The sequence below is a fragment of the Streptomyces pacificus genome (assembly GCF_011766325.1).
Classification (GTDB): Bacteria; Actinomycetota; Actinomycetes; order Streptomycetales; family Streptomycetaceae; genus Streptomyces; species Streptomyces pacificus.
On the sequence record NZ_BLLG01000033.1, the window covers coordinates 1 to 21145 of the forward strand.

Consider the following 21145-nt stretch of genomic DNA (forward strand, 5'->3'; position numbering starts at 1 on the left):
CATGCGCCCGTCACTGCCCTGCTCCGTCCGCCAGTTCCTGGGGTACGCGATCCGGCGGCCGTCGGCACCCTCACCACTGATCCACCCGGTGTACGGGTAGGCGATCATGCGCCCGTCACTGCCCTGCACCGTCCGGAATGACGGGATGCTGCCGGAGATCGTGACGAGGAGGCTCTCGGTGTCGTCCACGCTGCCGGCGTCGGCGGCTCGCGCTTCGGGCGCGGGGGCCGAGAACACGGATATCATCAGAACAGCAAGTAGCCATGGTATGAGCCGATGCCCGGATGAGCCGGCTCGGGCCTTCCTTGAGAAGAGCACAGGTCTTCCCTCTCTTGTGATCCGCGCATCCACGCTGCCCGGCAGATTTGGCGTCTGGCAGGCAGGCGGGAATTCCGCTGCTCGTTCCGGCCGGCGGCTTGGCGCAGTGAGTGGATGGAGGTACATGCCGCCCGGATACCGGGTCTTCCTCACATGCCGTCAGGATCAGGCGGCAGTCGACGTCACCATAGCCGAGCAGGCGTCTGGTTGACCCTGGATATCCAGCGGAATTGGCCGATCTGACGCCCCGGTAGCAGAAAGGTGCCGTTGACCTGCGAGGGTGCGAGTGTCGATGTCGTACCGCTGCGAGAGTCAGGGCACCGATCCGGTGAGCGGGCCTACAGGGTGGGACCGGCGGTTGTCCGTGGTCGCGGCTCCCACCAGATCCAGTGGCCGGACGTCCTGCACCGCCACGCCACCACGCGGTGGTCGAGGACCGGGTGGCGCTGATCTTCAACGTCGACTACCCCGGTGGCAACATGCCGACCTTCACCCTCAGCTCATCCCGCCCGGGGCGGGATGCCCGCCCAGTACTGCAATCTGCTGCGCCTGGGGAAGCGGGGCCACCGCGCGATCCACGGGACCGCCACCCGCAGCGCCCGGTTCCTGGGTGACCGGATCGCGGCGGTGGGAGCACGGGTATCTGGGGCGTTGCGGGCCCGGGCTTCACCGCCGTCGCCTTCGCCTTCTTGGCCTCCATCGTCCCACCCGGCCAACGGCCTGTCGGCAGCCCCGTCGCCCATGTCCTGCCCGTCGTCGGCGGCACCGTCGTCTTCGCCGCCATCCCACTGCTCATCTACCTTTTCCGCCGATCGAGTTGGCGCCATGAGCACGAGCAGGGGCCCGTGGGCGACACCGCCTGAACCGCCTGAGGAGCGTGGCTCTCCGCGGCCGGCGGTGCCACCCGGCACGACGCCGACGCGCCGAACAGGGCACCCCCGGCCGGCCCGCGAACACGATCCGCTCGCACTCCGGCGGCTCCCGGCACCCGCACCACGCGAGGGACGGCTCTCCCGCCGAGGCGCCTCACAGCGTCGGAACCGCCAGCGCGCCCGCACGGCGGCGAACCGGCGCGGCCTCGCGGTCGGCGCCCTGCGGCTCGCCGGCACCCGCAGCATCGCCGCCGCGCTCCGTCCGACCTCCCGCGGCCCGAGCCCGGCCCCATGTGACCGCGCACGGACACCACGCGACCGCGACGAAGCCCTGCCCCGTGAGCGGACCATAAGGGAATGGCCTACCAATCCCTCATTCTACTAAAAGAACAGAAAACATCCGCCGCGAGGCCCAGTGCCCCGCTATTCCACTGCTACGGTGAATCCGGCCGCAGGGAAGCCTGGATCCGAGGGTATCGACCTCGCCCAACTCCCCTGCAAAGGAAACCATCCGCAAAGGAGAGCAAGATGGATCTTCTTCACCGAGTCAACTGCGACTCCGCACTCGCCGAGGTCCCGATCCTGGCTGAACAGGCAATCCAGGTGAAGGGCACGGAGCCGATCCTCAACATATTCAACGACATGAACAATTTCGTCAACGCGGTGACGCAGCCGGCGGGTGAGGTCACGGCCGACACCATGGAAGTCACCATGGCGACCATCGGCTGACGCCACCGGTTCGACGGGCTGTCCCGCGGCGCCGCGCCACGGTCGGGCAAAACCCGGCTCCCACCGTGCAGATCCGTCGGATACTCCGCGGCACGGACGGCACACCCCGCGCCGCGGGACATCTCCGAGAAGGCTTTTAGCAACCATGGGAACACCATCCATGAGAAAAATACCAAAGTATTTCACCGGCCGAGGCCAGGCCATCACCATGGCCGAGCGGACAAGCGCCTTCACCCACCTTGTGAGCAGCCTGGAAATACTGACGACCGAGGAGGACCGGGCGGCGGGCGGATTCAACGACTGGCGCATCGTCCGTGACAACTACGCGCACTTTCCGGCCCCTGTGCGCCGGGCCCTCGACGCTCTCGGCAATCCCGTGGTCACGCGTGCACTGCACGTCGGCCGGGTGGCGGCCGCGGCGTCCCTGGTGGCGTCGAAGTCGCAGGGGCGGTGGCGGGCCTGCGCCAACGCCTATCTGACGCTCAGTTCGTTGGCGCTCCACCCCCGGCACATGTACGGCACCGACGGCTCCGACCAGCTCTCCCTCCTGGTCCAGTTCTCCATGACCGTCGCGAGGGCCGGACGCGGCAACCCCCGTCTGGCCGACGCCTGCCTCTGGTTCGTCGCACTGCAGTCGACGCTCTCGTACGCCGTGTCCGGTCTGGTCAAACTCCCCGGGCCGGACTGGCGATCGGGGACGGCCCTGCCGGGCATCATGCGTACGGAGAACTACGGTGACCGGGACGTCTACGGCCTGATGCGCACCTACCCGCGGGCTGCGAAAGCCCTGTGCCACAGCGTGCTGGCGCTGGAGTGCGGATTCCCGCTGGTGTACTTCCGGCAGGGCAGGTACGCCCCGGCGCTGCTGACCGCGACCGGCGCGTTCCATATCGTGAACACCCGTGTGATGGGCCTTGGGCGGTTCCTCCCCGCTTTCCTCTCCACCTATCCGGCCATCCTGTACACCGCGCGGGGCGCCGAGGGCCCAAACGGCTCCGCACCCGTCCGCAGCGACAACACTCCGCGGCTCGCCGCCGGCCTGCTCGGCGCCGCGGCCCTCGCCGCGGCCGGCTCCCGGTGGCTCCGGCGCCGTCGTGTCCTGGCCGGCGACGGCAGCGAGCGGCACTTCACGGCGCCGTCCGGCAACCGCCTCGCCTACCACCTGACCGAACCACTCCACGAGTCGGACGCCGACCGCCCGGTCCTCGTGTGCCTGACGGGCCTGATGGCCACGGCCGCTCGCTGGGCCAACGTACGGCGCGGCCTGGGGGACGACTTCCCGGTCCTGACGTACGACCGGGCCGGATACGGCGGCAGCAGCTACGAGCAGGTCGACCCGTACACGCTGCGCTCCTCCGTCGACGATCTGGCCGCCCTGATCCGGGCCGTCTGCCCCGGCCGCCCCGTGGTGCTCGTCGGCCACTCGCTCGGCGGGTACCTGGCTCTGAGGTGCCTGCGCGCACTGCCCGGCCAGGCCGTCGGCGCGGTGCTGCTGGACCCGAGCCACCCCGGCGAACTCCACCGTTCCGCCGCGCAGGCGCACGGTGCCCGGCGCCTGGAGGGCCGGTTCCTGACGATGCCGACCTCGCTCCGGTGCGGTCTGGGGGCGCTGCTGCCGGAACCCGGCTGGCTGTCCTGGCTGCCCCCGGACGCCCGGCGCCAGGTGCTGGACCAGTACCGTGACGCGGGTCTCTGGCAGACCGCCGTGCGCGAGTGGAAGGCCACCCACACGGAGTTCCTGAACCACGACGGATCCCTTTCGCAGGTGTCCGTCCCCCTGCTGCTGATCGCGGCAGGCAAGACCCACCACGAGGACGGTGTCAACGCCAAGCTGCACCAGGAGATCGTGGACTCCTCCCCGCGGGGCCGCCTCCTGGTGGTCGACGGCGTCGGACACGGGGAACTGGTGACGGGCGCGGAGCCGACCCGCAGGGTGGCCGAACACGTCGCGGCCTTCGTCACCTCCCTCGGACCGGAAGGGGCGGCCTGATGCCCGGGGCACCGCGCGCGGCGCGGACGTCGTCGGGCAAGGTCTGGGCCGCGCGGGCCGCGGAGGCGGGGTTCGCGGTGTGGCTCGGCGCGACCATACTGAGCCAGCACCCCATCCGTACCTTCGACCGCCTGCGCCGGTACGACAAACTGAACGTGCTCATCCCGAACTGGCGCTTCTTCGCACCCCATCCCGCCCAGCACGACTGCCATCTGCTGTACCGGACCCTCTCCGGCACGGGTGGGACGTCACCGTGGAAGCGGGCCTCCAGCATCACGGGGCGCAGCTGGTCGCATGTGATCTGGGATCCCGCCCGCCGCCGGGAGAAGGGCTTCCTGGACCTGTGCAACGACTTCACCAACCTCACCAACAAGGGGCTGGAACTGACGGATTCGGTTGCCTACCGCCTGATGAACGCCTTCGTACTCCGGCACATCCGGCACACCGACCCCGACTGGCCGCACATCACCGGCTACCAGTTCCTGATCGTCCAGTCGGGCGGATACGAGGAGAGCGAGGAGCTGCGGTACAAGTTCACCTCGCCCTTCGTCCCGGTGACGCACGACGGGGGAGACGTCCGCCCGCGCGGACCGGTGGGGGGCTCCCTGCGGCGGACCGCCGAGGCCAGGCCGCCGCGTCGGGCGGAGGCGGAGTGAGAGACGCTCCGGTCTTCGACGTCCGGCACGTCCTCCGCGGTCACCGGAGACGGCTCGCCGCGGGCCTCACTCTCGGACTGCTTGCCGCGTGCGTGTCACTGCTTCAGCCCTTGGTCATCGGCAGGATCATCCAGGCCGTGTCATCGGGCGGCTCGCCCGGCGGGCCCATCCTGCTGGCAGCCGTCCTCTTCGCCACCGGCGCCGTGCTCTCCGGCCTCCACGGCTACACGATGGGCACACTGGGCGAGAACCTCGTCTTCGACATCCGCGGTGAGCTCGCCCGCCGGGTGCTGCGCGCGCGGCTGCCGGACCTGCAGCGCTGGGCGGAAGGAGACCTGCTGAACCGGCTGGTCACGGACACCTCGATGGCACGGGTCACGATGTCCTCGGCTCTCGCAGGGGTCACCAGCAGCGTGTTCAGCGTACTGGGCTGCCTCACCCTGATGGCGCTGATCGACCTGCGGCTCCTCGCCGTGACGGCCGGCTGCCTGGGCGCCGCCAGCGTGGTCTCCGTCGTACTGGCCCGCCGGATCAGGAAGCAGGCGGTGGTGAACCGCATGGACACCGGCCGCTACGCCACCGCCGTCGACCGTGTGCTGGGCGGCATGTCTACGGTCAAGTCCTCGTGTGCGGAAGCCCGCGAGGCGGACGCGCTCGACGGTCTCGCCGGTCAGGCCAGGCGATCCGGGATCCGGGTCTCCGTCATGGCCGCAGGGCTGAGCCCGGCGATCAACGTCGGCTCGCAGATCGCTCTGACCGCGGTCGTGGCGTGGGGTATGGCCCGTGTCGCCGCCGGAGACCTCTCGCTCGCCGCACTGAGCGCCTTCATCATGTACCTCTTCTACCTGGTCTCGCCGCTCCTCACCACGTTCACCTCCATCGGGCGGCTTCAGCAGGGCCGGGCAGCGATCGACCGCCTCAAAGAGGTCGCCAGCCTGCCGCAGGAGAGCGGACCCGCGGTCCCCGCCACCCGGGCGCGGCCTCGGAGCGGGCCGGCCGTGGAGTTCGAGGGGGTGTCGTTCCGCTACCGCGAAAGCGGACGGAACGCCCTGCACGAGGTGTCGTTCGGCGTGCCCGCACGCGGGCTCACCGCGATCGTCGGTCCGTCGGGCGCCGGCAAGAGCACCCTCTTCCGGCTCGTCGAGCGTTTCTACGAGCCCGATTCCGGACGCGTCCTCCTCTACGGCGCGGACGCCGCCTCGATGCCGCTCCACCGGGTGCGGCGGCTGACCGGGCACGTGGAGCAGGACCATCCGCTGATGCGGGGCACTGTCCGCGACAACCTGGTCTATGCCTGCCCCTCGGCGGGCGAGGACGACATCGCCGAGGCACTGCGTCTGGTACGGCTCGACAGGGCCGTCGAGCGCCTGCCCGAACGGCTCGACACCGAACTCGGCGACGGGGGTCGCGGCCTCTCCGGCGGGGAGCGGCAGCGCCTGGCCGTCGCCCGGGCACTGCTGTCGCGGCCCTCCATCGTCCTGCTGGACGAGGCGTCCGCCAACCTGGACGCCGACACCGAGGCGGAGCTGCGCGGCGTCGTCGCCTCCATCTCCCGGGAGCGCGCCGTGGTGACCATCGCACACCGTCTGTCGACCGTGATGGAGGCGGACCGGATCGTCGTCATGGAGGACGGACGAGTGCGTGCCGTCGGCACGCATCGGGACCTGATGCGGCGCGACGACCTCTACCGGCGGCTCGTCGTGCAGCAGTTCGCACCAATTCCGGAAACGCACGTCCTGGCCGCGCCGTCTCCGGGGCCGGACGAGGGAGAGGCCCGCCCCGCGGGAACGTGCCGCCGCTGACGCCGGCCGGTCACCGGCCGCCAGGGCCGCCGCCCGCGACGCGGCAGCCCGCGGCTCGCGGGGGTCGCGGGGAGTCCGGCGAGGTGGAGCGATCAACCCGCCGTCGCCCCGGGCCGGTCCGCCCCGGGCCCGCGGCCTCAACCGGCGGGAACGGCATCGCGGGGCGGGGCGTGGAAGTTCACGGAGCGGTGCGCCGGACGGGCCCGCGGCCGTCGGGGAGGGCGCCGTCGGCCGTGCGAGCGCGGCCCCGGCGCGCACCGGCCCTCGGCGCCGGGAGCCGAGGACGGGGGCCGCTCACGCCCGGCCCTCGCTCAACGCGCCGCGCCCCCGCTCAGCGCGCCCCGGACGAGCAGGAGCAGGGCGTCGGTGAGTTCCTCCGCCGGCGAGCCGGTGGCGAGGCGACGGAGCTGGAGGCCGGTGACCAGGGCGACGGTGTGTCCGGCGATGCGGTCGGGCTCCGGGACGCCGAGGGCCGTGAGGATCTGGACGGCGAGCCGGTCGTACGCGCCGAAGCACTCGGCCGCCGCCTCGCGCAGCCGTTCGTCGCGACCCGCCTGGATGTAGAGCTCGAAGGGCGCGATGTGCTCGCTGTCGAAGGCCGTGCCGTCCGCCACCCGGGCGGCGAGCGCGGCGGCGCCGTCGATGTCGACGCACTCCGCCTCGCCCGCGTCGGCGAGTTCGGTGAAGCGCCGGGTCTCCTCCCGGACGAAGTGCAGCAGTGACTCGCGCAGCAGTTCGTGCTGGCTGGCGAAGTGGTAGGTGACCGAGCCGAGGGAGACCCCGGCCTCCCTGGCGATCCGGCGGTTGGTGACCGCGGCGACGCCGTCCTGGCCGATGATGCGCAGGACGGCCCGGACGATGCGCTGCCGGGTCGGGGATATGGCGGGTGCGGAGGGCTCCGGGGCGGCGCCGGTCTGGCTGGGCATACGCGTTATTGTCCCACCGGGGCGCTCCTTGTCCTCGGCGGGTCGGGGCGGCGCTCGTACCACCGCAGGTCGGCCTCCAGCTGGGCGGCGAGCGAGATCAGGAGTCCCTCCGCGCCCTCCGGGCCGAGCAGCTGCGCCCCGACGGGGAGACCGTCGGAGGTGAGGCCCGCGGGGACGTTGACGCCCGGCCAGCCGAGCACGTTCCAGGGCCAGGCGTAGGGGCAGGCCGCGGCCATGACGGCGTTGGTGCGCCAGGCGCTGAGGCCGTCGAAGGTGCCGATGCGCGGCGGGGGTGCGGCGGTGGTCGGGGTCAGCAGCACGTCGTAGGTGTCGAACAGCGCCCCGACACGGCGGTGCTGGTGTGCCTCGCGGGCGCGGGCGGCCCGCACGATCGGCCCGCCGAGCAGCCTGCCGTTGCGCAGAGCGGCACGGGTGCGCGGGTCGAGCAGCTCCGGTTCGGGGTGGCGGGCGGCGAACTCCGCCACTCCCGCCGTGCCCCGGGCGACGAAGCCGAGACCGATCAGCCCGTAGCGGGGCCGGGCCTCCTCGACGTCGTGGCCCAGCCGGGCGAGCGCCTCGGCGAGGCCGGTGACGGACCGTCGCACCTCGGGGTGGGGCCGGGCCCGGCTGAGGGTGAACGGCGGCCGCCAGGCGAGGGCGATGCGCAGCCGGCCGGGTTCCCGGCGGGCGGCGGCCGAGGCGTCGACGGCGTCGGGGCGGTGCGGGTCCTGCGGGTGGGAGCCCTGGACGGCGTCGAGCAGCAGTGCGGCGTCGGCGACGGTGCGGGCGAGGGGCCCGTTGACCGTGAGGCCGTGGAAGGCGTCGCTGTGGGGGTGCAGCGAGACGCGGCCGCGCTGCGGCTTGATGCCGACGAGATGGGTCCAGGCGGCGGGGATGCGGATGGAGCCGCCGCCGTCCGAGCCGAGGGCCGCGGGTACCATCCCCGCCGCGACGGCGGCCGCGGAGCCGCCCGAGGAGCCGCCGGGGGTGTGGTCGCCGGACCAGGGGTTGCGGGTGGCGCCGAAGGCGGGGCCCTCGGTGAACGGCCACTGCCCGAACTCACAGGAGTTGGTCTTGCCGACGATGACGGCGCCCGCGGCGCGCAGCCGCCGCACCGCCTCGCCGTCCGCGACGGCCGGGGCGTGCTCTCCGCGGCAGCCGAAGTGGGTGGGCAGCCCGGCCACGTCCGTGTCGTCCTTGACGGCCAGCGGCACGCCGAGCAGCGGTGCGGCCTCCCCTGCGGCGAGCCGCAGGTCGGCGCGCTCGGCCTCGGCGAGAGCGGCCTCGGTGCGGATGTGGCGGAAGGCGTTGAGGGTGTGCCGGCCGGCCTCGATCCGGCCGAGCGCAGCCCGTACCAGCTCCACCGAGGTGGTCCGGCCTTCCCTCAGCTTCCGGGCCTGCTCGGCGAGGCCGGAGAAATCCCCTGTGGACATGGCCACCCTGCGCTCCTTATCGTTCGTTCGAACGAACAGAACTGGAGGGTAACCAGATGCGCGTCAACGGATCAACCGTTCTCCTCACCGGTGTCACCGGCGGCATCGGCACCGCGCTTGCCGCCGAACTCTCGCGTCGTGGTGCGCGGTTGATCCTGACCGGGCGCAGGCGCGAGGCCGTCGAGCCGCTGGCGGAGAAGTACGGCGCCCGCGCGGTCGTCGCCGATCTGGCCGACCCCGGCGACGTGGAGCGCCTCGCCGCGGAAGCGGCCGGCACCGACATCCTGCTGGCCAACGCGGCACTGCCGTCCAGCGGCGAACTGCTCGACTACACCCCCGAGCAGATCGACCGTGCGCTGGCCGTCAACCTCCGCGCCCCGGCCGTGCTGGCCCGGCTGCTCGCCCCTGCGATGGTCGAGGCGCGCCACGGCCATCTGGTGTTCGTGGGCTCGATCTCGGGCAAGACGGCCACCAAGCACTCCGCGCTGTACAACGCGACCAAGTTCGGTCTGCGGGGCCTCGCGCTCGGACTGCGGCAGGACCTGCACGAGCACGGGGTCGGTGTGTCGCTGGTGCAGCCCGGATTCGTGCGGGACGCGGGGATGTTCGCGGCGACCGGCGCCGAGCCGCCCGCGGGGATGCGCACCGTGTCGCCCCGCCAGGTGGTCACGGGGGTGGTGCGCGCCGTCGAGCGCAACCGGGCCGAGGTGAACGTCGCACCGCCGGAGATGCGGCTGCTCAGTGCGATCGGCGGCCAGTTCCCCGGCTTCTCCGAGCGGGTCCAGCGCCGCTCGGGGGGCGCGGACCGCACGGTCCGCACGGTCGTGGCGGCCCAGCGCGGGAAGCGCTGAGACCACCGCCCGGCCCGCCCCGTGTTCCCCTCCCTTACGGGGCGGCCCTTTCGGCGCCCCGGGCGCGGGGGCACGGCGGGGCGGCGGGGTGGCAAGGCGGCACGGGGCGCGGCACGGTGGCCCGGCGGGCGGTCCCCGGCGTCAGCGGTCGAGTGCCGGGATGACGTCGGAGCCGTAGGCGTCGATGGTCGCCTCCCTTGCGTCGTGCATGTTGTAGACGGCGAACTGGTCGACGCCGAGGTCACGCAGCGCGAGCAGCTTCTCGACGTGGGCCTGTGGAGGGCCCAGCAGGCAGAAGCGGTCGACGATCTCGTCGGGCACGAAGTCCGCCGACGGGTTCCCGGCGCGCCCGTGGTGGCTGTAGTCGTAGCCCTGGCGGGCCTTGATGTACGCGGTGAGTTCGCCGGGGACCATCGAGGACCCTTCCCCGTAGCGGGAGACGAGATCGGCGACGTGGTTGCCGACCATTCCACCGAACCAGCGGCACTGGTCGCGGGCGTGCCGGAGGTCGTCGCCCACATACGCCGGCGCGGCCACGCAGATCGTGATGGCCTCCGGGTCGCGGCCGGCGTCCGCGGCGGCCTCGCGTACGGCCCTGACCATCCACCTGGTCAGGTAGAGGTCGGCGAGCTGGAGGATGAAGCCGTCGGCCTTCTGCCCGGCGAGGGCCAGGGCCTTCGGTCCGTAGGCCGCCATCCACACGGGCAGTCTGCCGTCCCGCACCCAGGGGATGCGGATCGGGCTGCCGTCGACGACGGCCTCGCGGCCCTCGGCGAGATCGCGGATGGCGTCGATCGCCTCGCCGAGCCGGGACAGGGAGTCGGGCCTGCGGCCGGCCACCCGCATCGCCGAGTCGCCGCGGCCGATGCCGCAGACGGTGCGGTTGCCGAACATGTCGTTCAGAGTGGCGAAGGTCGATGCCGTCACTTCCCACGTCCGGGTCCGGGGGTTGGTGACCATGGGGCCGATGTGCATCGTCCGGGTGTGTTCGAGGATCTGGCTGTAGATGGCGAACGGCTCCTGCCACAGCACGGCCGAGTCGAACGTCCAGCCGTAGCGGAAGCCGTTGCGTTCCGCGCGCCGCATCAGGTCGACGACCGCCGAGGCGGGCGGGTCCGTCTGCAGGACGAGTCCAAAGTCCACGGGGGGCCTCCTGGGTGGGGTTCCGCTGGTTCTCTTCCGCCGACCGCGTTCCCCCGGTCGTGTTCCGCCGGCCCCGGTGCCGCCTCAGGCGGTGTGCGCGGCGACCGGCCGGGCCGGCCCGGCCGGTCGCCGCGCTGCCGAATCGGCCGGACAGGGCCATGACGCGGCCGATCCGGCGCCGTGCGATGCACCGCACCGGACGACGCGCCGCTCTCCTCCTCGACGGCCGCCGCTGCCTGGCACGGCACTAGTTCACGTACTGGCAGGTGGAGCGGGGAGTGTACGCGCCATGGCCGGCGCGGCCGGTGAACTCCCCCCGGTCGACGATGACTTCACCGCGCGAGAGCACGGTCTCGACCCGTCCGGTGATCCGCTTGCCCTCGTAGGCCGAGTAGTCGACGTTCATATGGTGGGTCTCCGCGGAGAGGACGTGCTCCGCCCGCGGGTCGTACACGACGATGTCGGCGTCGCCCCCGGGCGCGATGGTGCCCTTCTTCGGGTAGAGGCCGAACATCCGGGCGGGCGCGGCGCAGGCGATATCGATCCAGCGGCGGCGGGAGATACGGCCGTCGACGACCGCCTGGTGCAGCAGGTCCATCCGGTTCTCCACACCCGGCAGTCCGTTGGGGATCTTGGAGAAGTCGCCGCGGCCCAGGTCCTTCTGGCCCGAGAAGCAGAACGGGCAGTGGTCGGTGGAGACCACCTGGAGGTCGTCGGTCACCAGCCCGCGCCAGAGCGCGGCCTGGTGCTCCCTGGGCCGCAGCGGTGTGCTGCAGACGTACTTGGCGCCCTCGAAGCCCGGTTCCGCGAGGTTGTCGGTGGACAGGAACAGGTACTGCGGGCAGGTCTCGCCGAAGACCGGCAGTCCCCTGTCCCGGGCGGCGGCGAGCTCGGCGACGGCCTCCTCGGCCGAGACGTGCACGACGTACAGCGGTGCCCCGGCGACCCGGGCGAGCTGGATGGCCCGGTGTGTGGCCTCCGCCTCCAGCAGCACCTTGCGGACCTCGCCGTGATGGCGGGGATCGGTCTCGCCCCGCGCCAGGGCCTGTTCGACGAGGACGTCTATCGCGATGCCGTTCTCCGCGTGCATCATGATCAGCCCGCCGTTGCCGGCGCCCCTCTGCATGGCGCGCAGGATGCGGCCGTCGTCGCTGTAGAAGACGCCGGGGTAGGCCATGAAGAGCTTGAACGAGGTGACGCCCTCCTCGACGAGCAGATCCATCTCCTTCAGGGAGGACTCGTCGACATCGGAGAGGATCATATGGAAGCCGTAGTCGACGGCGCACTTGCCGTCGGCCTTGGCGTACCAGGCGTCGAGCCCCTCGCGCAGGGACCCGCCCCTGGCCTGGACGGCGAAGTCCACGATGGTGGTGGTGCCGCCCCAGGCGGCGGCCCGGGTGCCCGTCTCGAAGGTGTCGGAGGCGAAGGTGCCGCCGAAGGGCAGCTCCATGTGGGTGTGCGCGTCGACCCCGCCGGGGATGACGTACCTGCCGGTGGCGTCGATGGTGCGGTCGGCCGTCCAGCTCCCCGCGGCGGCCGAGCCGTGGGCGGCGAGGGCGGCGACCCGGCCGTCCTCGACCAGGACGTCGGCATGGGTCTCGTCGGCGGCGGTCAGCAGGAGTCCGCCCCGGATCAGTGTGCGGTTGCTCATGGTCTTCCCTCGCGTGGGCTAGATGCTGCGCAGGGTGCGTTCGAGGATCGCGGCGCCCTCCTCCGCCTCGGCGACGGTGAGGGACATCGGCGGTGCGATCCGCAGGACGCTGGTGTGGTGGCCGCCGCCCTTGCCGATGAGGAGCCCGCCTTCGCGGGCGGCCTCGAGTGCGGCGGCGGCCGCCTCGGGGGATGCCTCGTCCGTACCGGGACGGGCCAGTTCGATGCCGATCATCAGGCCCCGTCCGCGTACTTCACGCACGGCGGGGACCCCGGCGGCGACGGCCCGGAGGCGCTCGATGAGCAGTCCGCCGACCCGCCGCGCGTTGCCCTGCAGATCGTGCTCCAGCAGGTGCGTGAGGTTCGCGAGCCCCGCGGCCGCGGTGATGGGCGAACCGCCGAACGTCGAGAGGGAGTTGGCGTCGATGCAGTTCATCACCCCGGCGCGGGCGACGACACCGCCGAGGGACATCCCGTTGCCGGCGCCCTTGGCGAAGGTGAGGATGTCCGGCGGGCCGTTCTCCGCGTGTGCCTGCCAGCCCCAGAAGTGGTCTCCCGTCCGGCCCCATCCGGTCTGCACCTCGTCGGCGATCCACAAAATCCCGTGCCGGTCGAGGACTTCGCGGAAGGCCGCGTACAGCCCGTCCGGCGGAGAGGTGAAGCCGCCGACGCCCTGGATGGGCTCGGCGATCAGTGCGGCCACGTCGTGGGTGTGGCCCAGCAGGTCCTCCAGGTCGGCGACGCAGGCGTCGATGAACCGCGCGTCGGAGAGCCCCGCGTAGGGGCCGCGGGTGCGCATGCCCCCGTGCACGTACAGGGTCCCCAGCGGGGAGAGGTCGGTCGGCGACCAGGAGCGGTTGCCGGTGACGGCCACGGCCGAGAAGGAGCGGCCGTGGTAGCTGTTGCGCATCGCCAGGATCTGGCCGGACCTGCGGTACGCGGTGGCCAGCAGCAGGGCGGTGTCGTTGGCCTCCGTGCCGGAGGTGGTGAAGAAGACCCGGGCGTCGGGGATGCGGGACAGGGCGGCGATGCGCTCGGCCAGTTCCACCATGGGGCGGTTGAGGTAGAGGGTCGAAGTGTGGATGATCCGCCCGGCCTGCTCGCTCACCGCCTTGGTGACCTCGGGGAGGGCGTGGGCGGTCATGGTGGTGAGGATGCCGCCGAAGAAGTCGAGGTAGCGGTTGCCGTCGGCGTCCCAGACGTGCCTGCCCTCCCCGCGGGTGATCTCGACGGGCTGCCGGTAGTAGAGGCCGACCCAGTCGGGGATGACGGCACGGTGCCGCCCGTACAGGTCGGTCACGGCCTGACCAGCCCCTCGTAGGCGTCGGGCCGCCGGTCGCGGTAGAAGGCCCACTGCTGCCGCACTTCGTCGATGAGGCCGAAGTCGAGGTCCCTGACGACCAGTTCCTCCTCCTTGTCGTCGGCGACGTCGCCGACGAACTGTCCCCGCGGGTCGACGAAGTAGCTCGTGCCGTAGAAGTCGTTGTCGCCGTACTCCTCCTGGCCGACCCGGTTGATGGCGGCGATGAAGTACTCGTTGGCGACGGCCGCCGCGGGCTGCTCGAGCTGCCACAGATAGGCGGAGAGCCCCCGGGAGGTGGCCGACGGATTGTAGACCAACTGGGCTCCTCCGAGACCGAGTTGGCGCCATCCCTCCGGGAAGTGGCGGTCGTAGCAGATATAGACGCCGACCTTGCCCACGGCGGTGTCGAAGACGGGCCAGCCGGCGTTGCCGGGCCGGAAGTAGTACTTCTCCCAGAATCCCTTGACCTGGGGGATGTGGTGCTTGCGGTACTTGCCGAGATAACTGCCGTCGGCGTCGATCACCGCGGCGGTGTTGTAGTAGAAGCCGGAGCCCTCGGCCTCGAAGACCGGGACGACGATCACCATCCCGGTCTCCCGGGCCAGATCCCGCATGCGGAGCACCGTGGGGCCGTCCGGGACGGGTTCGGCCCGGCGATAGTGCTCCGGGTCCTGCACCTGGCAGAAGTACGGGGCGTTGAAGACCTCCTGGAATCCGATGACCCCGGCGCCCTGCCGGGCCGCCGCCCGGGCGTGCTCCTCATGTTTGGCGATCATGGATTCGGTGTCTCCGGTCCAGGCGGCCTGGACGAGAGCGGCGCGAACGACGTTGGCCATGAGCTGCTCCTTCGACAAGACGTCAGAGCCTCTACGCACGTAGACGCAATGCGTAGGAGGAGAAGGTAAGCCCCGCCACACACGGGGGCAAGACCATCGTCGTCAACCCGCGGTGTCGATCACGTTTCGCACCCGAGCGGTCGGCATACGGCGCAGACCGCTTCCTTTCAGGCGCCGATGAGTCCCGCGACGCGCAGCGCGTGGACCAGATCGCGCTCATGCCCGGGCGACACCGCGCGGGCGGCGGAGAGCAGCCGGGGAACGAGGCGGCGGGGGTCGGCGGCGGCCATCCGCGCGCCTTCCTCCGGGGCGCGGACCCGGAGGAAGGCCACGAGCAACGCGTCCGCCTCGGGGCGGCCCCCGGCCTCGGTGAGGGCGAGGGCCGCGTCCGCGATCTCCCCGGCGGGGCGAGCCGCCCCCTGGCGGAGCAGCCGGCCGCAGTCGTCCTCGCGGCCTGCCTCGGCGAGGGCGCAGGCAGCCTCGGCGAGCCGCTCCGGCGGCAGCGTGGCCACCTCCCACAGGAGGGTGGCCCAGTCGGCGTCCAGGCCCGCGCGGTGCAGCTCGGCGGCGAGCACCGGCAGCCGGGCCGGTGGCCCCGACGCGGCCTCGCAGAGCACGGCATGGGCCTCACCACCGCGACCCTCCGCACGCAGCCGGCCGAGCCTGGCGACCGTCGCCAAGGCCGCGCGGCGGTCGCCCTCGTCGACGGGTGACACGGCCGGCCGGCCCGTCGCACCGCCCGGCTCCGCGCCCGCTCCCCCGCCGAACCGTGCCCCGCGCGGCGGCGCGGCGACGGGCAGTTCGGGTGCGCCGGGCACGGGCACCGGCTCGGCCCCGCCGTCCGCCGCCCCGCCGTCGAACCAGGCGTAACGTGCCCCGCGCGGGCGCCGCCCGCCCCCTCGGCGCGCCTCACGCCCGGGGCCCTGACGGGCGCTTGGGGGCGTGCGGCCCGCAGACAGGCGGCCACCGGGCGTGCCGCTCCCCGGCGAACCCTCTGCGGGTCTGCCGGTTCCGGACGACCGGGGTTCCTCACTTTCGCGCGTCCCGGTAGCACCCCAGGCACCGGCACCACCGGCACCGCACGTACCGAGCGCGGCGGTCCGGGCGGCCAGTTCGGCGCAGCGCGAGGTCGCGCGGGTGTGGTCGTCGTCGGCCCAGGAGAGGTCGCGGGCCAGGTCCCGGTACGCGGCGGAGTGCCCGGGGACGGCGGCGAGCCGGCGCAGCAGCACCCGGCCCCGCTCCGCGGCGCGGGCCTGTTCGCGTCGCATCACTTCCAGCCGCTGCCGCAGGGCTTCCGCGCCGCCCGGACGGCGGTCGTGGGCGGTCGCCGCCGCGGCGTGCAGCCGGCGGGCGTGCGCCGTCTCCGCGCCGTCCGCCGCGAGGTCCTCCAGAAGGGACTCCACCACGTCCCACGGTGCGATCTCGGCTCCCCTCAGGCAGGCCGCCAGGCCCTCGGGGTCACGCGACCGGAACACCGCGTACCAGCCGCCCTCCGGGTCCAGGCGCGCCGTCATCGCGTTGAGGTATCGCACGAAGTCCCACACCTGGTACGGCAGTTGCTGCGCCGTCATCGTCTGCCCGCCCTCCGCCTCGGGGTCGGGGGCATTCGACCGCAGCCGTGTTACGGGACGGCTACGCGCAGTTTTCGGCGACGGTGCGGATCACTCAACGCGCCCGAAGGGTCACCGCGATACCGGTGTGCGGACGCCTGCCCAGACGCACGACCGCGGCCGGCACGTCGACGAGCCAGAACCGCCAGGTGTACTTGCGGCTCAGCAGCTTCCTGACCTTCCCGAGGTCGGCCCCTTCGAGCAGACGCGCGGTACCCTCCGCGGTCTCGGCTCCCTCCCCGACCCTGCCGCGCACGTCGCAGGGGGTGACCGTGACCCGGTCGTCCCGGCGCAGGCGCTTGACCTTCCACGAGTCGGAGCGGGTCCAGACGTACAGTTCACCGCCCTCGACGGCGAACCACACGGGCGTGGCGACACCCGTCCCGTCCTTGCGGAAGGTGGTGAGGCTGACGTACTGGGCGCGGTCGAGCTCCTTGAGGTCCACGGACGCGAGACTACGCCCCGCGACGCCGCGCCGGCGCCCCGGGCCGGTGCCACGCGGGCCGGTGCCACGAGGGCCCGTGCGGAGCCGGGACCCGGACTCTTCGCACCGGGGCGAGCGCTCGGCGGGGCGCCGCCGTCACGGCCTGATGTCGTCGCAGGCGATCGGCAGATGGCGGGGCCCGCGCAGCACCGCGTTGCTGCGGTATTCGGGCGGGTCCTCGAGCAGCCGGGGGTTGACCAGTCGGCGTGCGAGTTCGCTCAGCGCGATCTGGGCCTCCAGCCGGGCGAGGGGGGCGCCGAAGCAGCTGTGGACCCCGCTGCCGAAGCCCAGATGGCGGACGTCCTCGCGGTCGGGGTCGAAGCGGTCGGGGTCCTCGAAGCGCAGCGGGTCGCGGTTGGCCGCGGCCACCACCAGCCACAGGGAGGCGCCCTTCGGGATGGTGGCTCCGGCGATCTCGATGTCCGCGAGAGTGGTGCGGTTCGGTACCAGCTGCACCGGCGGTTCGAAGCGCAGCAGTTCCTCGACGAGCGGGACGGACAGGTCCGGGTCGGCGCGCAGGCGCTCCAGCACCTGCGGGTTGCGCAGCAGCGTCAGCATGCCGTTGGTGATCAGGTTCACGGTGGTCTCGTGGCCGGCGACCAGCAGCAGCGCGGCGGTGCTGAGCAGCTCCATCGTGGACATCGAACCGTCCGGCCCGTTGAGGGTGGCCAGTTCGGAGAGCATGTCCTTCTGCGGGTTCCTGCGCCGTTCCTCGATCAGCCCGGCCAGGTACATGCCGAGTTCGGTACGGGCCTGCTGGAAGGCCCTGTTCCGCTCGGTGGGGTCCTCCCCGGGCATCGGGTCCAGGCTGGCCGCGAGGGTGTCGGCCCAGCCGTGGAAGCGCGACTCGTCCTCGCGCGGCACACCGAGCAGACGGCAGATCACCGTCACCGGGAACGGGTACGAGAACTGCCCGACCAGGTCGATGCGGCCCGTGCCGTCAATGCCCCCGATCAGGTCCGAGACGATCGCGCCCAGTTCGCCCCGCATCTCGTGCACGCGGTGCGGCTCGTGGGGCGGCCCGAAGGAGGTGTTCGTCAGGCGGCGCAGCCGGTCGTGCTCCGGCGGGTCGAGCCGGATGAAACTGGGGGGCAGCGTCGCCTCCCCCTCTTGCTGGTCCTGCGGGTCCTGCTGGTCCTGCAGGTCGATGCCGGCGGACCGGGTCATGTTGCGGGTGTCGGAGCTGACCCGTGGGTCGTGCAGCAGGGTCAGGACCTCGCGGTAGGTGCTCACGACGTACGCGTCGTCCTCGTTCAGCACCGGCGTCTTGCGGAGTTCCGCGTAGAGGGGGTACGGGTCGTGGCGGTTCTCGTACCGGAGGATCTGCCGCAGCAGGCTGCCTTGGGTCATGGCGGGTTCCTTGCGCTCGCTCACGGCGTCAGTGCCGGCCGGGGGTGAAGGTCATGCGCCGGTCGGCCGGCGAGTAGCCGCTGAGGGTGACGGTCGGTCCGTGGGTGGGCACCGACGGGTCGGGGAACTCGGCCGGCACGGACCGCGCTCCCTCCGGCCGGCGGTCCACCGTGGGGAACGACGGCGGGAACGGCGCCGTCGTCTCGATCAGATGCTCGTAGAACGGCAGCCAGCGCGCCTGGTCGAAGGTGACGGCACCGATGACGCGGTCCTGGTAGCCGTACACCCCCACGAACCGCCGTTCGGCGAGCGAGCCCTGGGAGATAAGGAGTTCCGTCCCCATGGACGGCACGCCCACCGACTTGATGTTGACGCCGAACTGGGAGGACCAGAAGGCCGGTACCCACATGTGGGGGCGGCGGTCGACACTCGCGCAGAGCATGTTGTGCGCGGCGGTCTCGGCCTGGCTGACGGCGTTGCCCCAGTGCTCAAGCGACAGGAACTGGTACCCGAAGAGCGGGTGCGGAGACCTCGCCACGTCACCCGCGACGAAGATGTCGTCGGTGACGATGCCCCGGATGTCGAACGCCCGGCAGCCGGCGTCGCAGGCGATGCCCCGAGGACCTGCCCCGAGCCCCGATCCGGCGAGCCACTCCGTGTTGCGCGTCGCGCCGAGCGCGACGACCACGATGTCGGGCTCGACGGAGGACCCGTCGGAGAGGTGGGCGGCGCGCACCCGCCCGGCCGAGTCCCCCTCGAGCCCGGTGACCATCACGCCCGTGCGCAGATCCACCCCGTGCTCGCGCTGGAGCTCGGCGGCCACCGCCCCGACGACCCCGCCGAGCGCGCCGACGAGGGGCGCGGCGCCGCGTTCCGCGACCGTCACGGGGATGTCCCGCTCGCGGCAGGCGGAGGCGATCTCCGAGCCGGTGAAGCCCGCGCCGATGACGAGCACCCGGCGGGGCCCGTCCACGAGGCGCTTGTGCAGCGCGGTGGCGTCGTCACGGGTCCGCAGGACGAAGACCCCGTCGAGGCCGGCCTCCCCCTCGTGCGGCCACGGCCGGGCGCGGACCCCGGTGGTGATCAGCAGCCGGTCGTACTCGACTTCCTCGCCGTCGGCGAGCCGGACGCGTTTGGCGGCCATGTCCAGCCCGGTGGCGGCCGTGCCGAGGCGCCAGTCGGCCTCCAGGGCCGTGCGCCGGGGCAGGGCGGTGTGGTCCGGAGTGGTCCTGCCGAGCAGGACCCCCTTGGAGAGCGGGGGCCGGTCGTACGGTTCGTAGGGCTCGTCACCGACCATGGTGAGCGTGCCGGCGAAGCCCTCCGTCCGCAGCGTCTCCGCGGCCCTGAGTCCGGCCAGGGAGGCACCGACGACGACGATGCGGCCGTCGCGCTTGAGCCGTTCGAGGTATCCGTCAGCGGGCATCGGACGCCTCCCCGGCGGTCACGGCCTCGTCCAACCGGTCCACGAGGATCGCCTGCACGGGACAGGCGGCGACGGCCCGGGCCACTTCCTCCCGGAACGCCTCGTCGGGCCGGGGCTTGTACAGCAGCGCTTCCTCGCCGTGCATTTCGAAGACGTCCGGGGCGAGGAAGGCGCACTGCGCGTACCCCTGGCACCGGTTGAGATCAACGACAACTCTCACGACGGATCAGCCCTTCCCGTTGCCTCGTCACTCCCCCTGGACCAGCATGCGGGCGCCGGGGCGGTCCCGCTCGCCGGGGCGGGCCGAAGGGGGCACGGAACGAGGGAGCCGAAAGGGAAGCGGACGGCGAACGTACCGGGGCCGGTACCGCTCGCCGGCCGTCTCATGCGGCCGGAGCCGGGGCCGGAAATCGGCCTGAGGCCGGGCAGGCAGGGCCGCGACACCGGAGGTGCCGACGGGCAGATCACTCGGCACCGGGCCGAGACGGGGCGGCGGGCCGGGCCGGAACCCGGCTGCTCACCGCCCGCACCGTACCCCTACCGCCCGCACCGGCCACACCGGCCACACCGGCCACACCGGCCACGGAGGGTAGGGGTACGGATGGGGACCACCCCGGCACAGCGGTTCAGGGCAGCTCGGCCTGCTGCGGCCGGGACCTCATCCGGACCCTGAGCAGATGGGCGCCGATCATCGCGGACCAGGCCGGGAAGACCAGTTCCGACCACGGGAAGCTGGGGCCTGCGAACAGCAGCACCAGGCCTGCCGCGTAGCCGATGGCGGTGAGCGGCCGGGGGATCACGCCGAGCCGGCGGCCGATGGTCGAGGTCGCGAAGATGAACACGGCGGCCATCCGCATCGCGTACGTGGTCAGCAGCGTGTACGCGAAGTCGCGGCCGAACGCCGAAGGCTGCTGGTCGGCGAGGATGCCGCCCGCCGCAGCAGCGGCCCCGAAGATGGTGGCCACGAACACCAGGCCGCTGCCGAGGAACACCGTCGCGACCAGCTGGTCCTCCCGCTTCCCCACCTGCGCCCGCAGGGCGCCCATGAACCACAGGAAGAAGATCCCGGCGAACGGGACCAGCTCCAGTGCCGTGCGCACCGCACGCCGCTGGTCGGGGCCGAGAGCGTCGCCGCCTAGGTCGGCGGCGCCTTCGGGGATCGCCAACCGCATCAGCACGATCGCGGCCGCCAGCAGCACCGCGAAGACGATCCCGGCCAGCCCCGCAGCGCGAGGGGTGCGCAGTCGCTCCCTGCTCGGATCCATGGGCCGCTCGCCTTCTGTCCCTTCCCCTGCCCCGGTCTCTGCTCCGGTCTCGGCTCGGTATCTGCCCTGGACCGGTATCCCCGTCCCTTCAAGCAAGCAGCGGGAGGGCCGGGGAGCGCCACCCGGGCCCGCCCACGAGGGTGAACTCGGTGACCCCGCTCCGGCCGCACCGCCGGGGAAGCCGAGTGCCGGTACCGGCCTGGCGCGGTCGTCCAGCACGATCGCGGGGGACATGGAGGAGCGCGGCCGTCTTCCGGGGCCGGGGGGGTTCGGGTCGTGCACGGCCGGGTCGGCGGGGGCGAAGGAGAAGTCCGTCAGCTCGTTGTTCAGCAGGAAGCCCCTGCCGGGCACCGTGATGCCGCTGCCGCCGGTCGACTCGATCGTCAGCGTGTAGGCGGCGACGTTGCCCCACCGGTCGGCGACGGTGAGGTGGGTGGTGCTCTCTCCCTCGTACGTCGTCGGCCTGCCGCGGCCCTCCGACGTCCACGGCCGTGGGGGGGGCGC

Annotated in this window: 19 protein-coding genes and 1 pseudogene; 6 read left to right on the forward strand and 14 right to left on the reverse strand. The window is 72.5% G+C overall.

Features of this window, described 5'->3' with window-relative positions; translation table 11 throughout:
- Positions 1 to 237: hypothetical protein (locus tag SCWH03_RS27585; RefSeq protein ID WP_216854815.1), on the reverse strand; the 237-nt coding region annotated here is incomplete at its 3' end.
- A gap of 770 nt (positions 238 to 1007) precedes the next feature.
- On the opposite strand from SCWH03_RS27585, the gene SCWH03_RS27590 reads away from it, so the two are divergent.
- The 5 genes from SCWH03_RS27590 (at position 1008) to SCWH03_RS27610 (ending at position 6367) form a co-directional block, all read left to right on the forward strand.
- Entirely contained in the window at positions 1008 to 1181 is a 174-nt protein-coding gene (locus SCWH03_RS27590) for a hypothetical protein (protein WP_173267535.1), read from the forward strand.
- 537 nt (positions 1182 to 1718) lie between these two features.
- Entirely contained in the window at positions 1719 to 1919 is a 201-nt protein-coding gene (locus SCWH03_RS27595; RefSeq protein ID WP_173267537.1) for a hypothetical protein, read from the forward strand.
- 160 nt (positions 1920 to 2079) lie between these two features.
- Positions 2080 to 3909: an alpha/beta fold hydrolase gene (locus tag SCWH03_RS27600; protein ID WP_173267539.1), complete on the forward strand. Its 1830-nt coding sequence runs from the start codon at positions 2080 to 2082 to the stop codon at positions 3907 to 3909.
- On the forward strand, positions 3909 to 4565 hold the full coding sequence (locus tag SCWH03_RS27605; RefSeq protein WP_173267541.1) for a hypothetical protein: 657 nt from the start codon (positions 3909 to 3911) through the stop codon (positions 4563 to 4565). The genes SCWH03_RS27600 and SCWH03_RS27605 overlap by 1 nt, the downstream gene beginning before the upstream one ends.
- Positions 4562 to 6367, forward strand: coding sequence for an ABC transporter ATP-binding protein (locus tag SCWH03_RS27610; protein ID WP_173267542.1), 1806 nt, complete (start codon positions 4562 to 4564; stop codon positions 6365 to 6367). Before SCWH03_RS27605 ends, SCWH03_RS27610 begins: the two co-directional genes overlap by 4 nt.
- 311 nt (positions 6368 to 6678) lie before the next feature.
- Here the strand turns inward: SCWH03_RS27610 and SCWH03_RS27615 are convergent, their stop codons facing one another.
- A complete protein-coding gene (locus tag SCWH03_RS27615; protein WP_173267544.1) occupies positions 6679 to 7293 on the reverse strand; it encodes a TetR/AcrR family transcriptional regulator in 615 nt (204 codons plus the stop codon).
- 5 nt (positions 7294 to 7298) lie between these two features.
- Entirely contained in the window at positions 7299 to 8726 is a 1428-nt protein-coding gene (locus tag SCWH03_RS27620; protein ID WP_173267546.1) for an amidase, read from the reverse strand.
- Positions 8727 to 8782: 56 nt separating this feature from the next.
- On the opposite strand from SCWH03_RS27620, the gene SCWH03_RS27625 reads away from it, so the two are divergent.
- Entirely contained in the window at positions 8783 to 9577 is a 795-nt protein-coding gene (locus SCWH03_RS27625; protein WP_173267548.1) for an SDR family NAD(P)-dependent oxidoreductase, read from the forward strand.
- Positions 9578 to 9718: 141 nt separating this feature from the next.
- On the opposite strand, the gene SCWH03_RS27630 is transcribed toward SCWH03_RS27625, so the two are convergent.
- From SCWH03_RS27630 to SCWH03_RS27680, 11 genes and pseudogenes are all read right to left on the reverse strand, one after another.
- Positions 9719 to 10720, reverse strand: coding sequence for a TIGR03842 family LLM class F420-dependent oxidoreductase (locus tag SCWH03_RS27630; RefSeq protein ID WP_173267550.1), 1002 nt, complete (start codon positions 10718 to 10720; stop codon positions 9719 to 9721).
- A gap of 247 nt (positions 10721 to 10967) precedes the next feature.
- Positions 10968 to 12371, reverse strand: coding sequence for a dihydropyrimidinase (hydA, locus tag SCWH03_RS27635; RefSeq protein WP_173267552.1), 1404 nt, complete (start codon positions 12369 to 12371; stop codon positions 10968 to 10970).
- Between the two features lie 18 nt (positions 12372 to 12389).
- Entirely contained in the window at positions 12390 to 13670 is a 1281-nt protein-coding gene (locus SCWH03_RS27640) for an aspartate aminotransferase family protein (RefSeq protein WP_173267554.1), read from the reverse strand.
- Positions 13667 to 14509 carry a nitrilase-related carbon-nitrogen hydrolase gene (locus SCWH03_RS27645; RefSeq protein ID WP_173267556.1) on the reverse strand — a complete coding sequence of 281 codons (843 nt, stop codon included), beginning with the start codon at positions 14507 to 14509 and terminating at the stop codon, positions 13667 to 13669. The genes SCWH03_RS27640 and SCWH03_RS27645 overlap by 4 nt, the downstream gene beginning before the upstream one ends.
- 167 nt (positions 14510 to 14676) lie before the next feature.
- Positions 14677 to 16080 carry a UL36 very large tegument protein gene (locus SCWH03_RS27650; RefSeq protein ID WP_173267558.1) on the reverse strand — a complete coding sequence of 468 codons (1404 nt, stop codon included), beginning with the start codon at positions 16078 to 16080 and terminating at the stop codon, positions 14677 to 14679.
- Positions 16081 to 16174: 94 nt separating this feature from the next.
- On the reverse strand, positions 16175 to 16564 hold the full coding sequence (locus SCWH03_RS27655; protein ID WP_173267560.1) for a PPOX class F420-dependent oxidoreductase: 390 nt from the start codon (positions 16562 to 16564) through the stop codon (positions 16175 to 16177).
- Between the two features lie 135 nt (positions 16565 to 16699).
- Entirely contained in the window at positions 16700 to 17953 is a 1254-nt protein-coding gene (locus SCWH03_RS27660) for a cytochrome P450 (RefSeq protein WP_173267562.1), read from the reverse strand.
- Positions 17954 to 17981: 28 nt separating this feature from the next.
- Positions 17982 to 19376, reverse strand: coding sequence for an NAD(P)/FAD-dependent oxidoreductase (locus SCWH03_RS27665; RefSeq protein WP_173267564.1), 1395 nt, complete (start codon positions 19374 to 19376; stop codon positions 17982 to 17984).
- Entirely contained in the window at positions 19366 to 19596 is a 231-nt protein-coding gene (locus SCWH03_RS27670; RefSeq protein WP_173267566.1) for a ferredoxin, read from the reverse strand. The genes SCWH03_RS27665 and SCWH03_RS27670 overlap by 11 nt, the downstream gene beginning before the upstream one ends.
- A gap of 406 nt (positions 19597 to 20002) precedes the next feature.
- On the reverse strand, positions 20003 to 20641 hold the full coding sequence (locus SCWH03_RS27675; protein ID WP_173267577.1) for a hypothetical protein: 639 nt from the start codon (positions 20639 to 20641) through the stop codon (positions 20003 to 20005).
- A gap of 165 nt (positions 20642 to 20806) precedes the next feature.
- Positions 20807 to 21115, reverse strand: a pseudogene (locus SCWH03_RS27680) (gamma-glutamyltransferase); the annotation flags it as partial.
- Positions 21116 to 21145: the final 30 nt, after the last annotated feature.